Origin of the sequence: Gordonia amicalis NBRC 100051 = JCM 11271 (assembly GCF_000332995.1) — a bacterium.
Lineage (GTDB): Bacteria > Actinomycetota > Actinomycetes > Mycobacteriales > Mycobacteriaceae > Gordonia > Gordonia amicalis.
Genome location: NZ_BANS01000005.1, coordinates 84,105 through 99,635, shown reverse-complemented (window position 1 = coordinate 99,635; position 15,531 = coordinate 84,105). Strand labels below are relative to the sequence as shown.

Sequence of the window (15,531 nt, the reverse complement as noted above, 5' to 3'; positions counted from 1 at the left end):
CCTTTCCCTGATGCTCTTGTTCAGTTGATGTCAGTAGCGGCGGATACCGGTGAGCTGCCACTCCTTGACCGCGTCACGCTTGACCGGGGTGCCGTAGGTCGAGGAATGGACGAACTGTCCGTTTCCGGCGTAGATGCCGGCATGGCCGCCACCGTTGAAGATCATCACGTCGCCGGGCTTGGCCTCGTTGTACGAGACCGGGCGACCGCCACCGAGCTGGCCGTAGCTGTCACGCGGGATGGTCTTGCCGGCCTGCTTGTAGGACCAGTAGACGAGACCCGAGCAGTCGAAGGCGTTCGGGCCGGCCGAGCCGTAGGAGTAGGGCGAGCCGATCTTGCTCTCCGCGGCCTTGACGGCCTTCTCGCCCGCGGTCAGCTGGGGCTGCCCGAGCGGGGCGCCACCGTGCGGACGGAACTGGTCCGGGATCTGGTTCTGGCCGATGCCCGGGATGGTGAACTGGCCGACGTTCGGGATCTCGACCGTTGCGGCCGGCGACTTCGCGACGGGCTTGGGCGCGGGCGCAGCCTCGGGAGCCTTCTGCTCGCCGGGCAGAGCCGGGATCTCGAAGGTTCCGAGCGGGGTGTGGACCGGGGCCGCGAGAGCAGGGCCGGCCGCAGCAGCGAGCGAACCGAGCGTGATCGATCCAGCGATCACCGCCTTCTTGGCTACCTTGCTCCCACGATTGGGCTGTTCCAAACGATGTTTGGCCACGAAGCGAGTTCTCCTTCAGTTTCTCCCTGTACCGCCGACCGAGTTAGCTGTCGGGTTCGGGCCGGAAGAGTGGCCCTACGCGTTTTCGGCACAGCCGTATCCCGAGAGGACACGCTTGCGCGTTGACGCGATTCACCCCGATTCGGGACAGTCTCACCAGGTCATGTCAGGACTGACATCGACTGGCCGCGCTGCCCGAAGTGTGTGGTTCCCCGGTTCGCCCCCAAGGGCGATTGAGCGGTGACTTGTGCGGACCACTTCTGTTGAAGCGGGACGCTCCGCAAAGGTCTCAGAAAGGTTACGAAATCGACGGCCCTGTGTCCACTACGCAACGGACACGCAGATCGCACCCGACTTTCAGCCCGCGCGGAGATCAGTCCCGGCGACGACTCGAAATGCCCGATGACGTGCAGTTTTCGAGGTTCTTGCAGATCGTGCAGCACTGCTGGTGACCATTGCAGCAGACTGGAACACATCGATCGCGAGGTCCAGTTCAGCATCGTCGTCGAGGGCCTGCGCCGTTACCGTAACTCCACCTTCAGTGGGCCCATCGTCCCAGTTCGGGCCGCCGAAAAGCACCGTCATCATGCACCCGTCACAGGCGACGGGGCGGGCCGGGCAGGTCGCGCAGTCAACGTGCATGGTGTGATCTCCATCTCATCTTGGCGCCGGAGGCGTTTGACCTCCGAATCGGGTGGTTCGTGGGGGGTGTGGTTCGCCGCCGCCGGCGACGATCTCTCACTTCGAGGTGGAGACTAGGGGGCACCACCGACAAACTCGTTCGCACAGTGTTCGACACATGCGTCACAGGAGTAACAGGCGACATCGGCGAACGTCCCTCGCGCCGACCGCCGCCGAAAACAGAACGATCGATCGGGGTGTCACATCCGGCCTGTCGGTGCGTCGAACTAATGTTCGGCCCGTGACGCGCATGGATGGTGGCGGTGCAGCCGCGGGACAGACGACCTCAGGCCAACTGACCTTCGCCGACCTCGAAGCCGCCGATCAGGCCACCGGTGGCGACGCGACATCGAACGAGTTCAGCGACCGGGCACTCTTCGACACCACCCTCGTCGTCGTCGACCTCGAGACCACCGGGTCCGATCCCGCAGGCGACCGCATCACCGAGATCGGCGCCGTGAAGATCCGGGGCGGCGAGGTGATCGGCGAGTTCGCCACCCTCGTCGATCCCGGTCGCCCCATCCCGCCCCAGATCGTCACCCTCACCGGGATCACGACCGCGATGGTCACCGACGCGCCCCGTATCGAGTCGGTACTACCTGCGTTCCTCGAGTTCGCCCGCGGGGCGATCCTGGTCGCGCACAACGCTCGCTTCGACATGGGGTTCCTCCGGCAGAACGCACTCCGGCTCCACCTCGACTGGCCGTTCAGCCTGAGTCTGTGCACGGTGACCATGGCCCGGCGCATCCTGTCGCGCGACGAGGCCCCGACGGTCAAACTGAGCGCCCTCGCCGACCTGTTCGACGTCTCGGTCCGTCCCACCCACCGGGCGCTGGACGACGCCCGCGCCACCGTCGAGGTCTTCCACCGTCTGCTCGAGCGCGTCGGGAACCAGGGCATCGCGACGGTCGGGGAACTCACCTCCTACCTGCCGCGCACGGATCCCCGTCTGCGCGGCAAACGTCACCTCGCCGACCGGGTACCGGCCCGGCCCGGCGTCTACCTCTTCCGCGGGCCCTCGAACGAGGTCCTCTATGTCGGCACCGCGGTGGATCTACGACGCCGGGTCCGTTCCTATTTCTCCGGCAGCGATCCCCGGCGACGCATCACCGAGATGGTCCTGCTCGCCGAGCGCGTCGACGTCGTCGAGTGTTCCCACGCCCTGGAGGCGGCCGTCCGCGAGTTGCGACTGCTGGCGGCGCACGCGCCCGCCTACAACCGACGTTCGACACAGCCCCACAAGGGATGGTGGGTGACCCTGACCGAGGAACGTTTCCCGCGTCTCAAGGTCAGCCGCACCCCCACCGACGAATCCATCGGTCCGGTGGGCAACCGCAACAACGCGTCGACGGTTGCAGACGTGATCGCCGCAGCCGCCGGACTGCGCACGTGCACCAAACGCCTCGGGGCCACCGGCTACCACTGGTGCCCGACGCCCGACGGCGTCCGGCAGCCCGGCGGATGTCATGCCGCCGCCGCAGCGCCCCAGACCGTCCCGGACTATCTGCCGCGCGTGACCGCGGCCCGCCGGCTGATGCGTGGGGAGACCGACGACCTCCTCGACGACCTCACCGCGCGCCTCGCGGATCTCTCCGAGGCGCAGATGTTCGAGACCGCCGCCCGCCACCGAGACCGGCTCGCCCTCACCATCGACGCCCTGGCGCGTTGTCAGCGGCTGGCCGCGCTGTGTGCGATCGCCGAGATCGTCGTCGCCCGTCCCGACGACGACCGCGGGTGGCATTTCGCCGTCGTCCGCCACGGACGCCTCGCGGGGGCGGGACGTGCGCGTCGGGGCGTCTCCCCCATGCCGGTGGTCGACGCGCTCGTCGCCGCAGCCGAGACGGTCATCGCCGGAACAGGTCCCCTACGCGGGGCACCCGCGGAAGAAGTGGCGCTGATCTACCGGTGGATGACCGAGCCGGGGGCCCGGATCGTGTCCACGACCGATCCGGTGGCGCTGCCGGCCGGATGCGCCGAGCGCCGGCGCGACTGGTCGCAGTCGGCGCGAGAGGCACGCTCGGACGCCCACTCGGTGGTGCACCGGACACCACGGCCCGCACAGCGCTCGCCGGTCCACCGGCTCGCGGCCACTAGGCTTGCGCCATGATCACTGCCATCGTCCTCATCCAGGCCGACATCCACCAGATCCCGGAGACCGCTCAGTCCGTGGCCGACATCGCCGGCGTCGAAGAGGTGTACTCCTGCGCGGGTGACGTCGACCTCATCGCGAAGATCCGCGTCCGCGACCACGAGCAGATCGCGACAGTGGTGACCGGAGAGATCAACCGGCTGCCCGGGGTGCTCAAGAGTGCCACCCACATCGCGTTCCGCAGCTACTCGAGCTCGGACGTCGAGGGTGGTTTCTCCATCGGCGAGAACTAGTTTCGCGCGGCCGACCCCAACCGGGTGCTGAGCGAGGCCCAGCGGTCGAGCAGGGACGCCGCCGCCCCGGAGTCGATGGCGTCGGCCGCACGGTCCTTCGCGGCACCGAGCGCCTCGGTGAGTTCGGCGGAGGTCATCGGCGCCCGCTGTTCGAACGCCACGATCGCGCCGGCCGAGTTCAGCAGCACCGCGTCACGTACGGGACCGGTTGTGCCCGCGAACAATTCCCGCGCGATCGCGGCGTTGGCGACCGCATCGCCGCCCTGCAGCGCGGACAGCTCGACGCGCGGGATGCCGAGATCGGCCGGGTCGACGCCGAGCTGGGTGACGCTGCCGCCGACGACCTGCCACACCGTCGAGGTGGTGGTCGTGGTGAGTTCGTCGAGGCCGTCGTCGCCGCGCACCACCAGTGCCGATCCACCGCGATCGGCAAAAGCGCCGGCGAGAACCGGCGCAAGGTCGGCGAAGGCGCACCCGATGAGGCCCGCGGTGGGACGTGCCGGGTTCGTCAGCGGCCCGAGCACGTTGAACACGGTCGGGATGCCGATCTCCTTGCGCGGCGGACCGGTGAAACGGAAGGCCGGGTGGAACACCGGCGCGAAGCAGAACCCGATACCGAGTTCCTCCACACAGCGCGCGACCGCGTCGGCGGACAGGGTGATGTCCACCCCGAGCGCCTCCAGCACGTCGGCACCGCCGCTCTTCGACGACGCCGCCCGGTTCCCGTGCTTCACGACCGCCACGCCGGCGGCCGCGATGACGATCGACGTCATCGTGGAGATGTTCACGGTGTGCGACCGGTCGCCGCCCGTACCGACCACGTCGACCGCCGGACGGCTCACCTCGACGAGCGTCGCATGGTCGAGCATCGCCTGCGCCAGGCCGACGAGCTCGCCGGGCGCCGCGCCCTTCATCTTCACGCCGACACCGAAGGCGGCGATCTGTGCGCCGCTGGCACTGTCGGTCATGATCTCGTTCATCGCCCAGGCGGCCTCTTCGGCGGTGAGGTCGATGCGGTCGGTGATCTTGCCGAGGATCTGCGGCCAGCTGAAGGCAGACTTTGCGGTACTCACAGGCAGAGAGCCTAGTGCCCCGCCCCGCCGGCCGGACGCTGCAGTACAGACCACCGTCGTGCGATTCCGCCGTGACGGGAACCCAGACTGGCCATGCGGGACCGTTCCTGGGACAGATGCATCGCGTCGAGCAACTGGACACGTGCGAGGACGAGCACCTCGAGCCGGTCGTCGCCGGCCTCCGGCCGCGGCCCCCAGCGGTCGTCGACGACCACCTCGTAACCGTCGAGTGCCGCCACCGCCGCGGCGTCGCTCACGCGATCTGCCGGCAGCTCGAGATCGTGACGGAGGATCACCTCTTCCTCCCCGCGCCAGGACGACTCGTCGAGGGCGACCGAACTCGCGATCGCATCGTCGTCCGAACCGGCGACGACAACCACCTCGTCCCGTAGTCCGAGGGGAGCGGTGCCGCCACCGCCCCGGAGCCGGGATCGCAGGCGCGCCAGGCGACCCCGGGCGACGACCCGCCCGTTCAGGTCGCGGGGACCGGAGGAATCCGAACTCGACATGAACTCACCGTAGCCACCGTGCCAACGCCCCGGACACGGTGCCGGGGACGCCCCGGACACGCCGCCGAACACGCCGCCGAACACGCCGGAGACGCCGTCATCGGCCCGCCCGACCTGCAGCGGGAGAAAAACCTGCCCCCAATATCCGACCCGGGTGGCCACCGCTTACTACGAACCGTCATACTTCACTTGTGACAAGCGCTGTAGGTACCTCAGGAACAGCCATCACCTCGCGCGTGCACTCGCTGAACCGGCCCAACATGGTCAGCGTCGGCACGATTGTGTGGCTGTCCAGTGAGCTCATGTTCTTCGCTGGCCTCTTCGCGATGTACTTCGTCGCCCGAGCCAACTCCGCCATCGGCTGGCCACCAGAGCCGACCGAGCTGAATCTCGCCCTCGCCATACCGGTGACGACGGTGCTGATCCTCTCGTCGGTCACGTGCCAGATGGGTGTGTTCGCCGCCGAACGAGGTGACGTCTTCGGCCTCCGCCGCTGGTACGTACTCACCTTGGCCATGGGCACGTTCTTCGTGTGCGGCCAGGCATACGAGTACTACCACCTGGTGCACGAGGGCACGACGCTGTCGTCGAGTGCATACGGTTCCGTCTTCTACATGACGACCGGCTTCCACGGCCTGCACGTCATCGGCGGTCTGATCGCATTCGTCTACCTCCTCATCCGCACCAAGCTGTCAAAGTTCACCCCGGCGCAGGCAACCGCCGCAATCGTTGTCTCCTACTACTGGCACTTCGTCGACATCGTCTGGATCGGACTGTTCGTCACGATCTACTTCATCCGATGACCCCGGCGACACCGCGCCACGCGCGATCCGCCAACCCAGAGCGCAGCTCGCTCTAGAACACCAGTCCGTCCCGCTTAGTAGAGAGTCACAGATGAGTTCATCTCCACCGCGACCGTCGGATAGCGGCACCGACGCCCGCCGCGCCAAGGCACGGCGCAAGCTCCGTCGACGCGCCAGCGGCACCATCGTGCTCCTGGCCGGTCTGGTCATGGCCGGTGTGCTCGCTTCGGTTCTGACCCCCGACCCTCAGGTCGCGGTGGCCGACGAGAGCAACGCCGCGATGATCAACGACGGCCGCAAGCTCTACGAGACCTCGTGCATCACCTGCCACGGCGCAAACCTGCAGGGTGTGCCCGACCGTGGTCCCGCCCTGCTCGGCGTCGGCGACGCCGCCGTGTACTTCCAGGTGTCGACCGGCCGCATGCCGGCCGCACGTGGTGAGGCACAGGCGCAGCGAAAGCCCGCGAAGTTCACGACCGAGCAGATCGACCAGCTCGGCGCCTTCATCCAGGCCGAGGGCGGCGGACCGCAGGTCCCCCGCGACGCCAACGGCGAGGTCGCCCAGGGTTCGCTCCGTGGCGACAGCATCGGACGCGGCAGCGAGCTGTTCCGCCTGAACTGCGCCTCGTGCCACAACTTCACCGGTCGTGGCGGCGCCCTGTCGTCGGGTAAGTACGCCCCGAACCTCGACGGCGTCAGTGAGGCACAGATCTACACCGCGATGCTGACCGGTCCGCAGAACATGCCCAAGTTCTCGAACCGTCAACTGAATCCGGAAGAAAAGAAAGACATCATCGCCTACGTCAAGTACGCGACCGAGGCCAAGCCCAGCGGCGGACTCGGACTGGGCGGCTTCGGGCCGGTCAGTGAGGGCATGGTGATGTGGTTCGTCGGCGTCATCGCCATCGTCGCAGGCGCCATGTGGATGGGATCTCGAGCATGAGCGGCAGTGACAAGGACGTCCCGTCGCGGGACGAACTGGAGCAGATGAGCACGGATGAGCTCGTCAAACTCGGCACCAATCTCGACGGTGTCGAGATCATCCACCGGGCCGAGCGGTACACCGAGGCCGGTACCAAGGTCGAGAAGCGCGCCGAGCGCCAGGTCGCGGTCTGGTTCACGATCGCAGGTATCTCCGCACTCGCCTGCCTGGGCATCTTCCTGTTCAACCACTGGGAATTCGCCCTCCCCGACGATCCGAACTACTGGTGGTACACCTTCAACACGCCGCTCCTCGGTGCGACGTTCGGACTCTCGGTGCTGTCCATCGGCATCGCGATGATCCTGATCACCAAGAAGTTCATCCCGTCGGAGATCTCCGTGCAGGATCGCCACGACGGCGGTTCGGCCGAGGTCGACAAGAAGACGATCGTCGGACTCCTCCAGGACACCGGCACCACCTCGACCCTGGGTCGTCGCAAGATGATCATCGGTTCGGCCGGGTTCGGTCTGGGCGCCTTCGCGCTGACCGGCCTCGTCGCCTTCCTCGGTGGCTTCATCAAGAACCCGTGGGCCGAGCGCGAGAACGCCCCGCTGTGGCACTCGGGCTGGTCGCCGATCTACAACTCCGAGGAAGACCCCAACGAGACGATCTACCTGCGTCGCGACACGGGCAACCCGTACCAGGTCGCCCTGGTCCGTCCGGAGGATCTCGACGCCGGCGGCATGGAAACCGTCTTCCCGTGGCGTCGTTCCAACGGGTTCGGCGAGACCGAGCACTCCCGTCACGCGCTGATGGAGAGCCTCCACGAGGTCCGCAACCCCGTCATGCTCATCCGTCTTCGCCCCGAGGACACGGCCCGCGCCATCAAGCGCACGGGCCAGGAGAGCTTCAACTACGGTGACTACTTCGCCTACACCAAGGTCTGCAGCCACCTCGGTTGCCCCGCCTCGCTGTACGAACAGCGGAGCAACCGCATCCTGTGTCCCTGCCACCAGTCGCAGTTCGACGCGCTCGAGTACGCCAAGCCGATCTTCGGACCGGCGGCCCGTGCTCTCGCACAGCTGCCGATCACGGTGAACAATGAGGGTTACCTCGTTGCGGCAGGTGACTTCATCGAGCCCGTCGGACCGGCATTCTGGGAGCGTAAGTCATGACCATCGCCGACCGTCTCGGCGCACAAGCCGAAGAAATGGACTCGCGGTATCACCTCGCCGCGGGTATGCGTCGCCAGATCAACAAGGTATTCCCCACCCACTGGTCGTTCATGCTGGGTGAGATCGCGCTCTACAGCTTCATCATCCTGCTGATCTCGGGCGTCTACCTCTCGCTGTTCTTCGATCCGTCGATGACGCACGTCGTCTACGACGGCGCGTACCAGCCCCTCAACGGCGTCATGATGACCAAGGCGTACGAGACCACGCTGGACCTCTCCTTCGAGGTTCGCGGCGGCCTGTTCGTCCGTCAGATCCATCACTGGGCAGCTCTGCTGTTCGCGGCGTCGATCATCATCCACATGGCGCGCATCTTCTTCACCGGTGCGTTCCGCCGTCCGCGTGAGGCCAACTGGATCATCGGCTCCCTGCTGCTGGTACTGGCGATGTTCGAGGGCTTCTTCGGCTACTCGCTTCCCGACGACCTGCTCTCGGGCACCGGCGTCCGCGCCGCCATGAGTGGCATCGTCCTCGGCATCCCCGTCGTGGGCACCTGGATCCACTGGGCGCTGTTCGGTGGGGACTTCCCCGGCGACATCATCATCCCGCGCCTGTACGTGCTGCACATCCTGCTGTTCCCCGGCATCATCCTGGCCTTGATCGGTGCTCACCTGGCGCTCGTCTGGTACCAGAAGCACACCCAGTTCCCCGGCCCCGGCCGCACCGAGAAGAACGTCGTCGGTGTCCGGATCATGCCGGTGTTCGCCGCCAAGGCCGGCGCGATGTTCGCCTTCGTCACCGGTGTGCTGGCCGTCATGGCGGGCATCTTCCAGATCAACCCGGTCTGGAACATCGGCCCGTACAACCCGGCGCAGGTGTCGGCAGGTTCGCAGCCGGACATCTACATGATGTGGACCGACGGTCTGATACGTCTGTTCCCCGCGTGGGAGCTCTACCTGGGCAACTACACCGTCGTGATGTCCAACTGGGTCGTCCTGATCATCACCATCATGTTCGGCGTGATGTTCGCCTACCCGTGGATCGAGAAGAAGCTCACCGGAGACGACGCTCACCACAACCTGCTGCAGCGTCCGCGTGACACCCCGGTCCGTACCGCGATCGGTGCGATGGCGTTCTCGTTCTACATCCTGCTGACGCTGGCCTGCATGAACGACATCATCGCGTTCAAGTTCCACATCTCGCTCAACGCGACGACGTGGATCGGCCGGATCGGTCTGATCATCCTGCCGCCGCTGGTGTACTTCATCGCCTATCGCTGGGCGATCTCGTTGCAGCGCAGCGACCGTGAGGTTCTTGCACACGGCATCGAGACCGGCATCATCAAGCGTCTGCCGCAGGGCGAGTACATCGAGCTGCACCAGCCGCTCGGACCGGTCGACGACCACGGTCACCCGATCCCGCTCCCCTACCAGGGCGCTGCACTGCCGAAGCGGATGAACAAGCTCGGTTCCGCCGGCGCACCGGGTACGGGTTCGATCCTGACCGCCGACCCGGTCGAGGAGCAGCTGCGCAACGTCGAACTCGAGCACGAACTCGAGGCCGCCGAACGCAAGGCTCTACGCGAGCTCCAGGCCAAGGGTGGCAACCCCTTCGGCGAGTAGCTTCCGACACCAGAAAGCGGGCCGTCACGCACCATCCGGTGCATGACGGCCCGCTTTTTGGTGTCACCCGCCGGATGAGCCGCTCCGCCGGTTGAGCGTTCCTCCGCCGGTTGAGCTTGTCGAAACCCCCTCTCCCCTCCCCCGCCGGGCCTTCTGGCCTCGCCCCCACGGCCACTGCCCGGATGTGGCACGGTGGACACCATGCGCCGGTTACGTCATCGTGGTTCCGGCCTGTCCCAGATCACCCGTGGGATGGGCACTCTCGACGCCGAGATCTATGACACGATCGCCCGCTCGCCGAGTCCGCTGCTCGACTCCACGATGCCGGTACTGACCCACGCGGCTGATCACTCGAAGCTGTGGATGGCGATCGCCGCCGGGTTGGCCGTCTCCGGCCGGCCGTCACTTCAGCGCGGAGCGGCCCGGGGTATCGCCTCGCTGGCCGTCACCAGTCTCGTGACCAATCAGGCGGCCAAGCGGATTCGACGTCGCACACGCCCGCATCCGGGACTCATCCCCGACCCACGACGCGGCCGCAGACAGCCGACGTCGAACTCCCTGCCCTCCGGGCACTCCGCGAGCGCTGCGGCCTTCGCGATCGGTGTCGCAGTCGAGAACCCACCCGCCGGCCTCGTGCTGTCCGGGCTGGCCGCCCTCGTCGGGCTCTCCCGGGTCGCCACCGGCGCCCACTACCCCGGCGACGTGGTCGCCGGGCTGAGCATCGGGGCCGCCGTCGCGACACTGGGTACCCGGGTCGTGCCGCCGATCGCCCGGCCATCCCTGTCGCTCGCCGATCCGACGCTCGTCGAGGCCGAACCTCGACCCGACGGTGCCGGTCTCGTCGTAGTGGTGAACCCGGCTTCCTCGGACGGGCGCGGACGTCGTGTGCTGGGAGACATCCAGACGGCGCTCCCCGCCGCCGAGATCGTCGAACTCGACGACAACGACGATGTCGCCGCGGTGTTCGCCGATGTCGCGGCGCGCGCCTCGATCATCGGCGTCGCGGGCGGGGACGGCACGGTGGCGTGCGCCGCAGGCGCGGCGATCGACGCGGAGCTTCCGCTCGCGGTGTTCCCGGCGGGCACCTTCAATCACTTCGCGCGTGACATCGGTTGCGGGACAGTCCAGGACACCGTCCACGCCATTGCCTCCGGGTCGGTGTCCAAGGTCGACGCGGTGTGGCTCAACGATTCTCGTCTGATCCTGAACACCGCCAGCATCGGTGCCTATCCGCATTTCGTCCGCATCCGGGAACGTCTCCGGCGCCGCATCAGCCGACCACTCGCCACCGCCACCGCGATCATCCGGGTGCTCCGCGAGGACGCCAACGTACGGATCGAGGTCGACGGCCAGGTGCTCGACGTCTCCCTGTTCCTCCTCGGGAACTCGATCTATCAACCCACGGGATTCCTGCCCACGCGACGCCTACGGCTCGACGACGGGCTCCTCGATGTCCGGATACTCGAGATGGGACATCGCTGGGCGACCCTGCGGCTGTTGGGATCTCTCGCCGCCGGCCGCCTGGAACGATCCCGGCTGTACCACGAGATGCAGGTACCCGAGTTCCGGTTCACGGCCGTCGACGGTCCGGTGGCGGTGTCCCACGACGGCGAGGTCGAGGAAAGCTACTCGAACGCGCACTTCCGCGCCGACTACCGCCGGCTGAAGGTGTACGGCCCGGTTCGCTCCAGGCGGATCTGAAGGGCTCGCCCGGACACGAGACAAGAAAAGACGACGCCCCACCTATGCGGTGGGGCGTCGTCTCTTGTGGTTCTACCGAAGGCTCAGTGCTTCTCGGGTCCGACGTGGTACTCGAAGACGAGTCCGGCAGCGGTACCCAGGATCACCGCCACGGCGAAGATCGCGAGCCAGAAGTTGCCAGAGGCGAACCCGACCGCGAAGATCGAGGCGCCCAGGGCGATCAGGATCGGCCACCACGAGTGCGGGCTGAAGAAGCCCAACTCGCCGGCGCCGTCCTCGATCTCGGCATCCTCGTAGTCCTCGGGGCGGATCTCGACGCGCCGCGACACGAACCGGAAGAACGTGCCCGCGATCAGCGTCAGACCCCCGGCGAAGAACAGGCCGACGACGCCGACCCACTCGATGCCCTTGCTGGTGAACGCGGTGAACAGCGTGTACGCGACGCCGGTCAGCACGAAGAAGGCTGTCAACATCTCGAAGAGGCGTGCTTCGATCTTCATCGTCAGCTCTCCTTCTTGGTGCAGTTGGCGAGGGTCGGGTCATCCGGGTTGCCGGTGGCACCCACCGAACCGTCGGTCTTGCGACGGGTGTCGAACGGAACCGTGGTGACGGCTTCCGGTGCCTGGCAGATCGACGCGAGCGCCTCGGCGTTGGTGGCCTCCGGATTCGACTGGCGGAAGCGGATGTAGCTGTCGAAGTCCTCCGGTGTCACCGCGCGGACCTCGAAGTTCATCATCGAGTGGTAGGTGCCGCACATCTCGGCACAGCGCCCGACGAAGGCTCCGGTCCGGTCGAGCGAGCCGATCTGGAAGATCGGGTCGGTCGAGTTCTCCTTCGGGAACGGCATCACGTCGCGCTTGTACAGGAACTCCGGCACCCAGAACGAGTGGACGACGTCGCCCGAGGCGAGATTGAACTCGATGCGCTTGTCGGTCGGCAGGACCAGGACCGGGATCTCGCTCGACGAGCCGACGGTCTCGATCTTGTCGAACCGCAGGTAATCGCGGATGTCGTCGTCGCGCCCACCGGCCGGACCGGGCAGCTCGCCGCCGTGCTCACCCTCGACAGCCGGCTCGGGCTCGACCTCGCCGTCCTTCTGCTGCTGCAGTTCGAACGGGTTGCCGTCGGCCTCGAAGCCGTCGTAGGTCGAACCGTCGCTGAAGACGACCTTGTTGTAGCCGAACTTCCAGTTCCACTGGAACGCGGTCACGTCGACGACGACCTTGGAGTCGTCGTTCTTGCCCTCGACGTCGTTCTGCACGATCACGGTGAAGTAGAACAGCACCGCGATGATGACGAACGGAATCGCCGTGTACGTGAGCTCCAGCGGCACGTTGTATGCGGTCTGCCGCGGGAACACGCCCTTCTTGGCGTCGTTCGCACGATGGAACGTGATCGTCCAGAAGATCAGGGCCCAGACCAGAATGCCCATGACGAGTGCGGCGATGACGGACCAGGTCCAGAGATCGACCATCTTCTTACCCTGGGGCGTGACGCCCTCGGGCCAACCGAAACGCATCGCCTCATTGGCGTCGCATCCCGACATCAGCAGTGCGCCGAGTCCGAGAGCGACGACGATTCCCAGTCGCTTCATCGTCTGCGACGCGGATGAGACACGCCGCGCTCGGGGCCGTCCACCGTGTGCCAATTTCACGCCTTCCTGCTCGCTCACCGGCGCCCTTGCGCCGCAGTGAGTGCATGCCACATGACCTGCACAGGGCAAGTACCCGTCGTGGACACACAACGAGTCTTGCACCTAGTACTACGCAGCGTAGACCAACCCGGCGAAGCTTTCGTGATCGGGGTTTGATCCGGCCGTGTCCGAGCACTCCAGGTCGGAATCCCGCTGGTGGCTCAGGCATACTCGGACCCGACCCGACGCCCGTCGGGGCCTGTGCTCGCGACGAGATTGGGGAGAAGCCAACGTGTGTGGTCTGCTCGGCCTTCTGACATCCGACCGGACGGCCACCGAGGTCGTCGACGCGGTGGCGGTGGCCTCGCACTGCATGCGGCATCGTGGTCCCGACGAGCCCGGCACCTGGCACGACGAGAACATCGTCTTCGGCTTCAACCGACTCTCCATCATCGACATCGAGCACTCTCACCAGCCGCTCCGCTGGGGCCCGCCGGAGAACCCCGACCGCTACGCACTGGTCTTCAACGGCGAGATCTACAACTACCTGGAGATCCGCGCCGAGCTGGCCGAGGACGAGGGTGCGACCTTCCGTACCGAGGGGGACGGGGAGGCCATCGTCGCCGCGTTCCACCACTGGGGCCCCGACGCGGTGCGCCGCCTCCGCGGCATGTTCGCCTTCGCCATCTGGGACACCGAGAACCGGTCGCTGTTCCTGGCCCGTGACCCGTTCGGCATCAAGCCGCTGTTCGTGGCATCTGGGCCCGGTGGCCTGATCTTCGGCAGCGAGAAGAAGTCCCTCCTCGACCTGATCGAGCGCGTCGGCCTGTCCAAGGACCTGGACCCGCGGGCGGTCGAGCACTACACGGTGTTGCAGTACGTCCCGGAGCCCGAGACCATCCACGCCTCGATCCGCCGGCTCGAGTCGGGCTGCCACGCCACCGCCTCCCCTGGCAGTCCGCTCTCGGTCCGCCGCTACTTCACGCCGCAGTTCGGGGTGCGTCCCGTCACCGACGCCACGCGCCAGAAACGCTATGACGAGATCGCCGACGTTCTCGCGGACTCGGTCGCCAAGCACATGCGTGCCGACGTCACCGTCGGCTCGTTCCTGTCCGGCGGCATCGACTCGACGGCCATCGCCGCGCTGGCGATCCGCCACAACCCCGACCTGATCACCTTCACCACCGGGTTCGAGCGCGAGGGGTATTCGGAGGTCGATGTGGCCGCCGAGTCGGCCGAGGCGATCGGCGCGAAGCACGTCGTCAAGGTCGTCGGACCGTCGGAGTTCATCGAGGCGTTGCCGTCGATCGTCTGGTATCTCGACGACCCGGTCGCCGACCCGGCCCTCGTCCCCCTCTACTTCGTCGCCGCCGAGGCACGCAAGCACGTCAAGGTCGTGCTGTCCGGGGAAGGCGCCGACGAACTCTTCGGTGGTTACACCATCTACAAGGAACCGCTGTCGCTCGCGGCCTTCGACCGTCTCCCCCGCCCGCTGCGTCGGGCGGCCGGCAAACTGTCCGACCGCATCCCGGAGGGCACTCGCGGCAAGAGCCTGCTGCACCGCGGCTCGCTCACGCTCGAGGAGCGCTACTACGGCAACGCCCGCAGCTTCGACGACGCCAGGCTGCGTGCGGTACTGCGCGACTATCGCCCGGAGTGGACCCACACCGACGTCACCGCGCCGATCTACGCGATGAGCGAGGGCTGGGATCCGGTGGCCCGCATGCAGCATCTCGATCTGTTCACGTGGCTGCGCGGCGACATCCTGGTGAAGGCCGACAAGATCACGATGGCCAACTCGCTCGAGCTGCGCGTGCCGTTCCTCGACCCGGAGGTCTTCGCGATCGCCGAGCAGCTGCCGCACGACGAGAAGATCTCGCACGGCACCACCAAGTACGCGCTGCGCAAGGCGCTCGAGCAGATCGTCCCGGCGCATGTCCTGCACCGCAAGAAGCTCGGCTTCCCGGTCCCGATCCGCCACTGGCTGGCCGGCACCGAGATGTACGACTGGGCGCACGACACGATCACCGAGAGCCAGACCGACCACATCTTCGACAAGAACGCCGTGATCGCGATGCTGAACGAGCACCGGGAAGGCGTGGTGGACAACAGCCGTCGCCTCTGGACGGTGCTGATCTTCATGATCTGGCACGGCATCTTCGTCGAGGGCTCGATCGTGCCGGAGATCGTCGACCACACCTACCCGGTCCGCCTCTAGCCCCTGTCGCTGCCCGGCCCCGAAAACCGCCCCTGGAAACGACCCTCACCAGGCGAACCGACGACACATTGTCGTCGGCGAGCCTCTGAAGGGCGCTTGCCAGG

The 15,531-nt window shown here is 66.8% G+C and carries 13 protein-coding genes and 1 riboswitch; of the genes, 8 read left to right on the top strand and 5 right to left on the bottom strand.

What is annotated here, in order from left to right; genetic code table 11:
* Window positions 1-30: 30 nt before the first annotated feature.
* Window positions 31-711: a C40 family peptidase gene (locus GOAMI_RS03285; RefSeq protein WP_006434965.1), complete on the bottom strand. Its 681-nt coding sequence runs from the start codon at window positions 709-711 to the stop codon at window positions 31-33.
* 17 nt (window positions 712-728) lie between these two features.
* A riboswitch (cyclic di-AMP (ydaO/yuaA leader) is annotated at window positions 729-961 on the bottom strand.
* 681 nt (window positions 962-1,642) lie between these two features.
* Between GOAMI_RS03285 and GOAMI_RS03280 the strand changes: the two genes are divergently transcribed.
* Entirely contained in the window at window positions 1,643-3,499 is a 1,857-nt protein-coding gene (locus GOAMI_RS03280; protein WP_174324703.1) for a DEDD exonuclease domain-containing protein, read from the top strand.
* Window positions 3,496-3,774 (top strand): Lrp/AsnC family transcriptional regulator, encoded by a 279-nt coding sequence (locus tag GOAMI_RS03275; RefSeq protein ID WP_006434963.1) that lies wholly within the window; start codon window positions 3,496-3,498, stop codon window positions 3,772-3,774. The genes GOAMI_RS03280 and GOAMI_RS03275 overlap by 4 nt, the downstream gene beginning before the upstream one ends.
* On the opposite strand, the gene trpD is transcribed toward GOAMI_RS03275, so the two are convergent.
* On the bottom strand, window positions 3,771-4,847 hold the full coding sequence (trpD, locus tag GOAMI_RS03270; RefSeq protein WP_006434962.1) for an anthranilate phosphoribosyltransferase: 1,077 nt from the start codon (window positions 4,845-4,847) through the stop codon (window positions 3,771-3,773). The two genes, GOAMI_RS03275 and trpD, sit on opposite strands and share 4 nt — an antisense overlap.
* An 11-nt stretch (window positions 4,848-4,858) precedes the next feature.
* On the bottom strand, window positions 4,859-5,356 hold the full coding sequence (locus GOAMI_RS03265) for a hypothetical protein (RefSeq protein WP_040004540.1): 498 nt from the start codon (window positions 5,354-5,356) through the stop codon (window positions 4,859-4,861).
* A gap of 191 nt (window positions 5,357-5,547) precedes the next feature.
* Here GOAMI_RS03265 and ctaE point away from each other — a divergent pair, with 191 nt between their 5' ends.
* From ctaE to GOAMI_RS03240, 5 genes are all read left to right on the top strand, one after another.
* On the top strand, window positions 5,548-6,159 hold the full coding sequence (gene ctaE / locus GOAMI_RS03260; RefSeq protein ID WP_006434960.1) for an aa3-type cytochrome oxidase subunit III: 612 nt from the start codon (window positions 5,548-5,550) through the stop codon (window positions 6,157-6,159).
* Window positions 6,160-6,250: 91 nt separating this feature from the next.
* Complete coding sequence (gene qcrC / locus GOAMI_RS03255) at window positions 6,251-7,102, top strand: cytochrome bc1 complex diheme cytochrome c subunit (RefSeq protein WP_006434959.1); 852 nt, start codon at window positions 6,251-6,253, stop codon at window positions 7,100-7,102.
* Window positions 7,099-8,256, top strand: a complete 1,158-nt coding sequence (qcrA, locus tag GOAMI_RS03250; RefSeq protein WP_006434958.1) for a cytochrome bc1 complex Rieske iron-sulfur subunit — start codon at window positions 7,099-7,101, stop codon at window positions 8,254-8,256. The genes qcrC and qcrA overlap by 4 nt, the downstream gene beginning before the upstream one ends.
* Window positions 8,253-9,875 carry a cytochrome bc1 complex cytochrome b subunit gene (gene qcrB, locus GOAMI_RS03245; RefSeq protein ID WP_006434957.1) on the top strand — a complete coding sequence of 541 codons (1,623 nt, stop codon included), beginning with the start codon at window positions 8,253-8,255 and terminating at the stop codon, window positions 9,873-9,875. Before qcrA ends, qcrB begins: the two co-directional genes overlap by 4 nt.
* A gap of 201 nt (window positions 9,876-10,076) precedes the next feature.
* Window positions 10,077-11,576, top strand: coding sequence for a bifunctional phosphatase PAP2/diacylglycerol kinase family protein (locus GOAMI_RS03240; RefSeq protein ID WP_374978497.1), 1,500 nt, complete (start codon window positions 10,077-10,079; stop codon window positions 11,574-11,576).
* A gap of 83 nt (window positions 11,577-11,659) precedes the next feature.
* Here GOAMI_RS03240 and GOAMI_RS03235 read toward each other — a convergent pair whose 3' ends face one another.
* Both GOAMI_RS03235 and ctaC read right to left on the bottom strand, forming a co-directional pair.
* On the bottom strand, window positions 11,660-12,076 hold the full coding sequence (locus tag GOAMI_RS03235) for a cytochrome c oxidase subunit 4 (RefSeq protein WP_006434955.1): 417 nt from the start codon (window positions 12,074-12,076) through the stop codon (window positions 11,660-11,662).
* Window positions 12,077-12,078: 2 nt separating this feature from the next.
* Window positions 12,079-13,170, bottom strand: coding sequence for an aa3-type cytochrome oxidase subunit II (gene ctaC / locus GOAMI_RS03230; protein WP_006434954.1), 1,092 nt, complete (start codon window positions 13,168-13,170; stop codon window positions 12,079-12,081).
* Window positions 13,171-13,501: 331 nt separating this feature from the next.
* Between ctaC and asnB the strand changes: the two genes are divergently transcribed.
* The gene (asnB, locus tag GOAMI_RS03225) at window positions 13,502-15,427 is read left to right on the top strand and encodes an asparagine synthase (glutamine-hydrolyzing) (protein WP_006434953.1); all 1,926 of its coding nucleotides are present in this window, start codon (window positions 13,502-13,504) and stop codon (window positions 15,425-15,427) included.
* The last annotated feature ends 104 nt before the right edge of the window (window positions 15,428-15,531 follow it).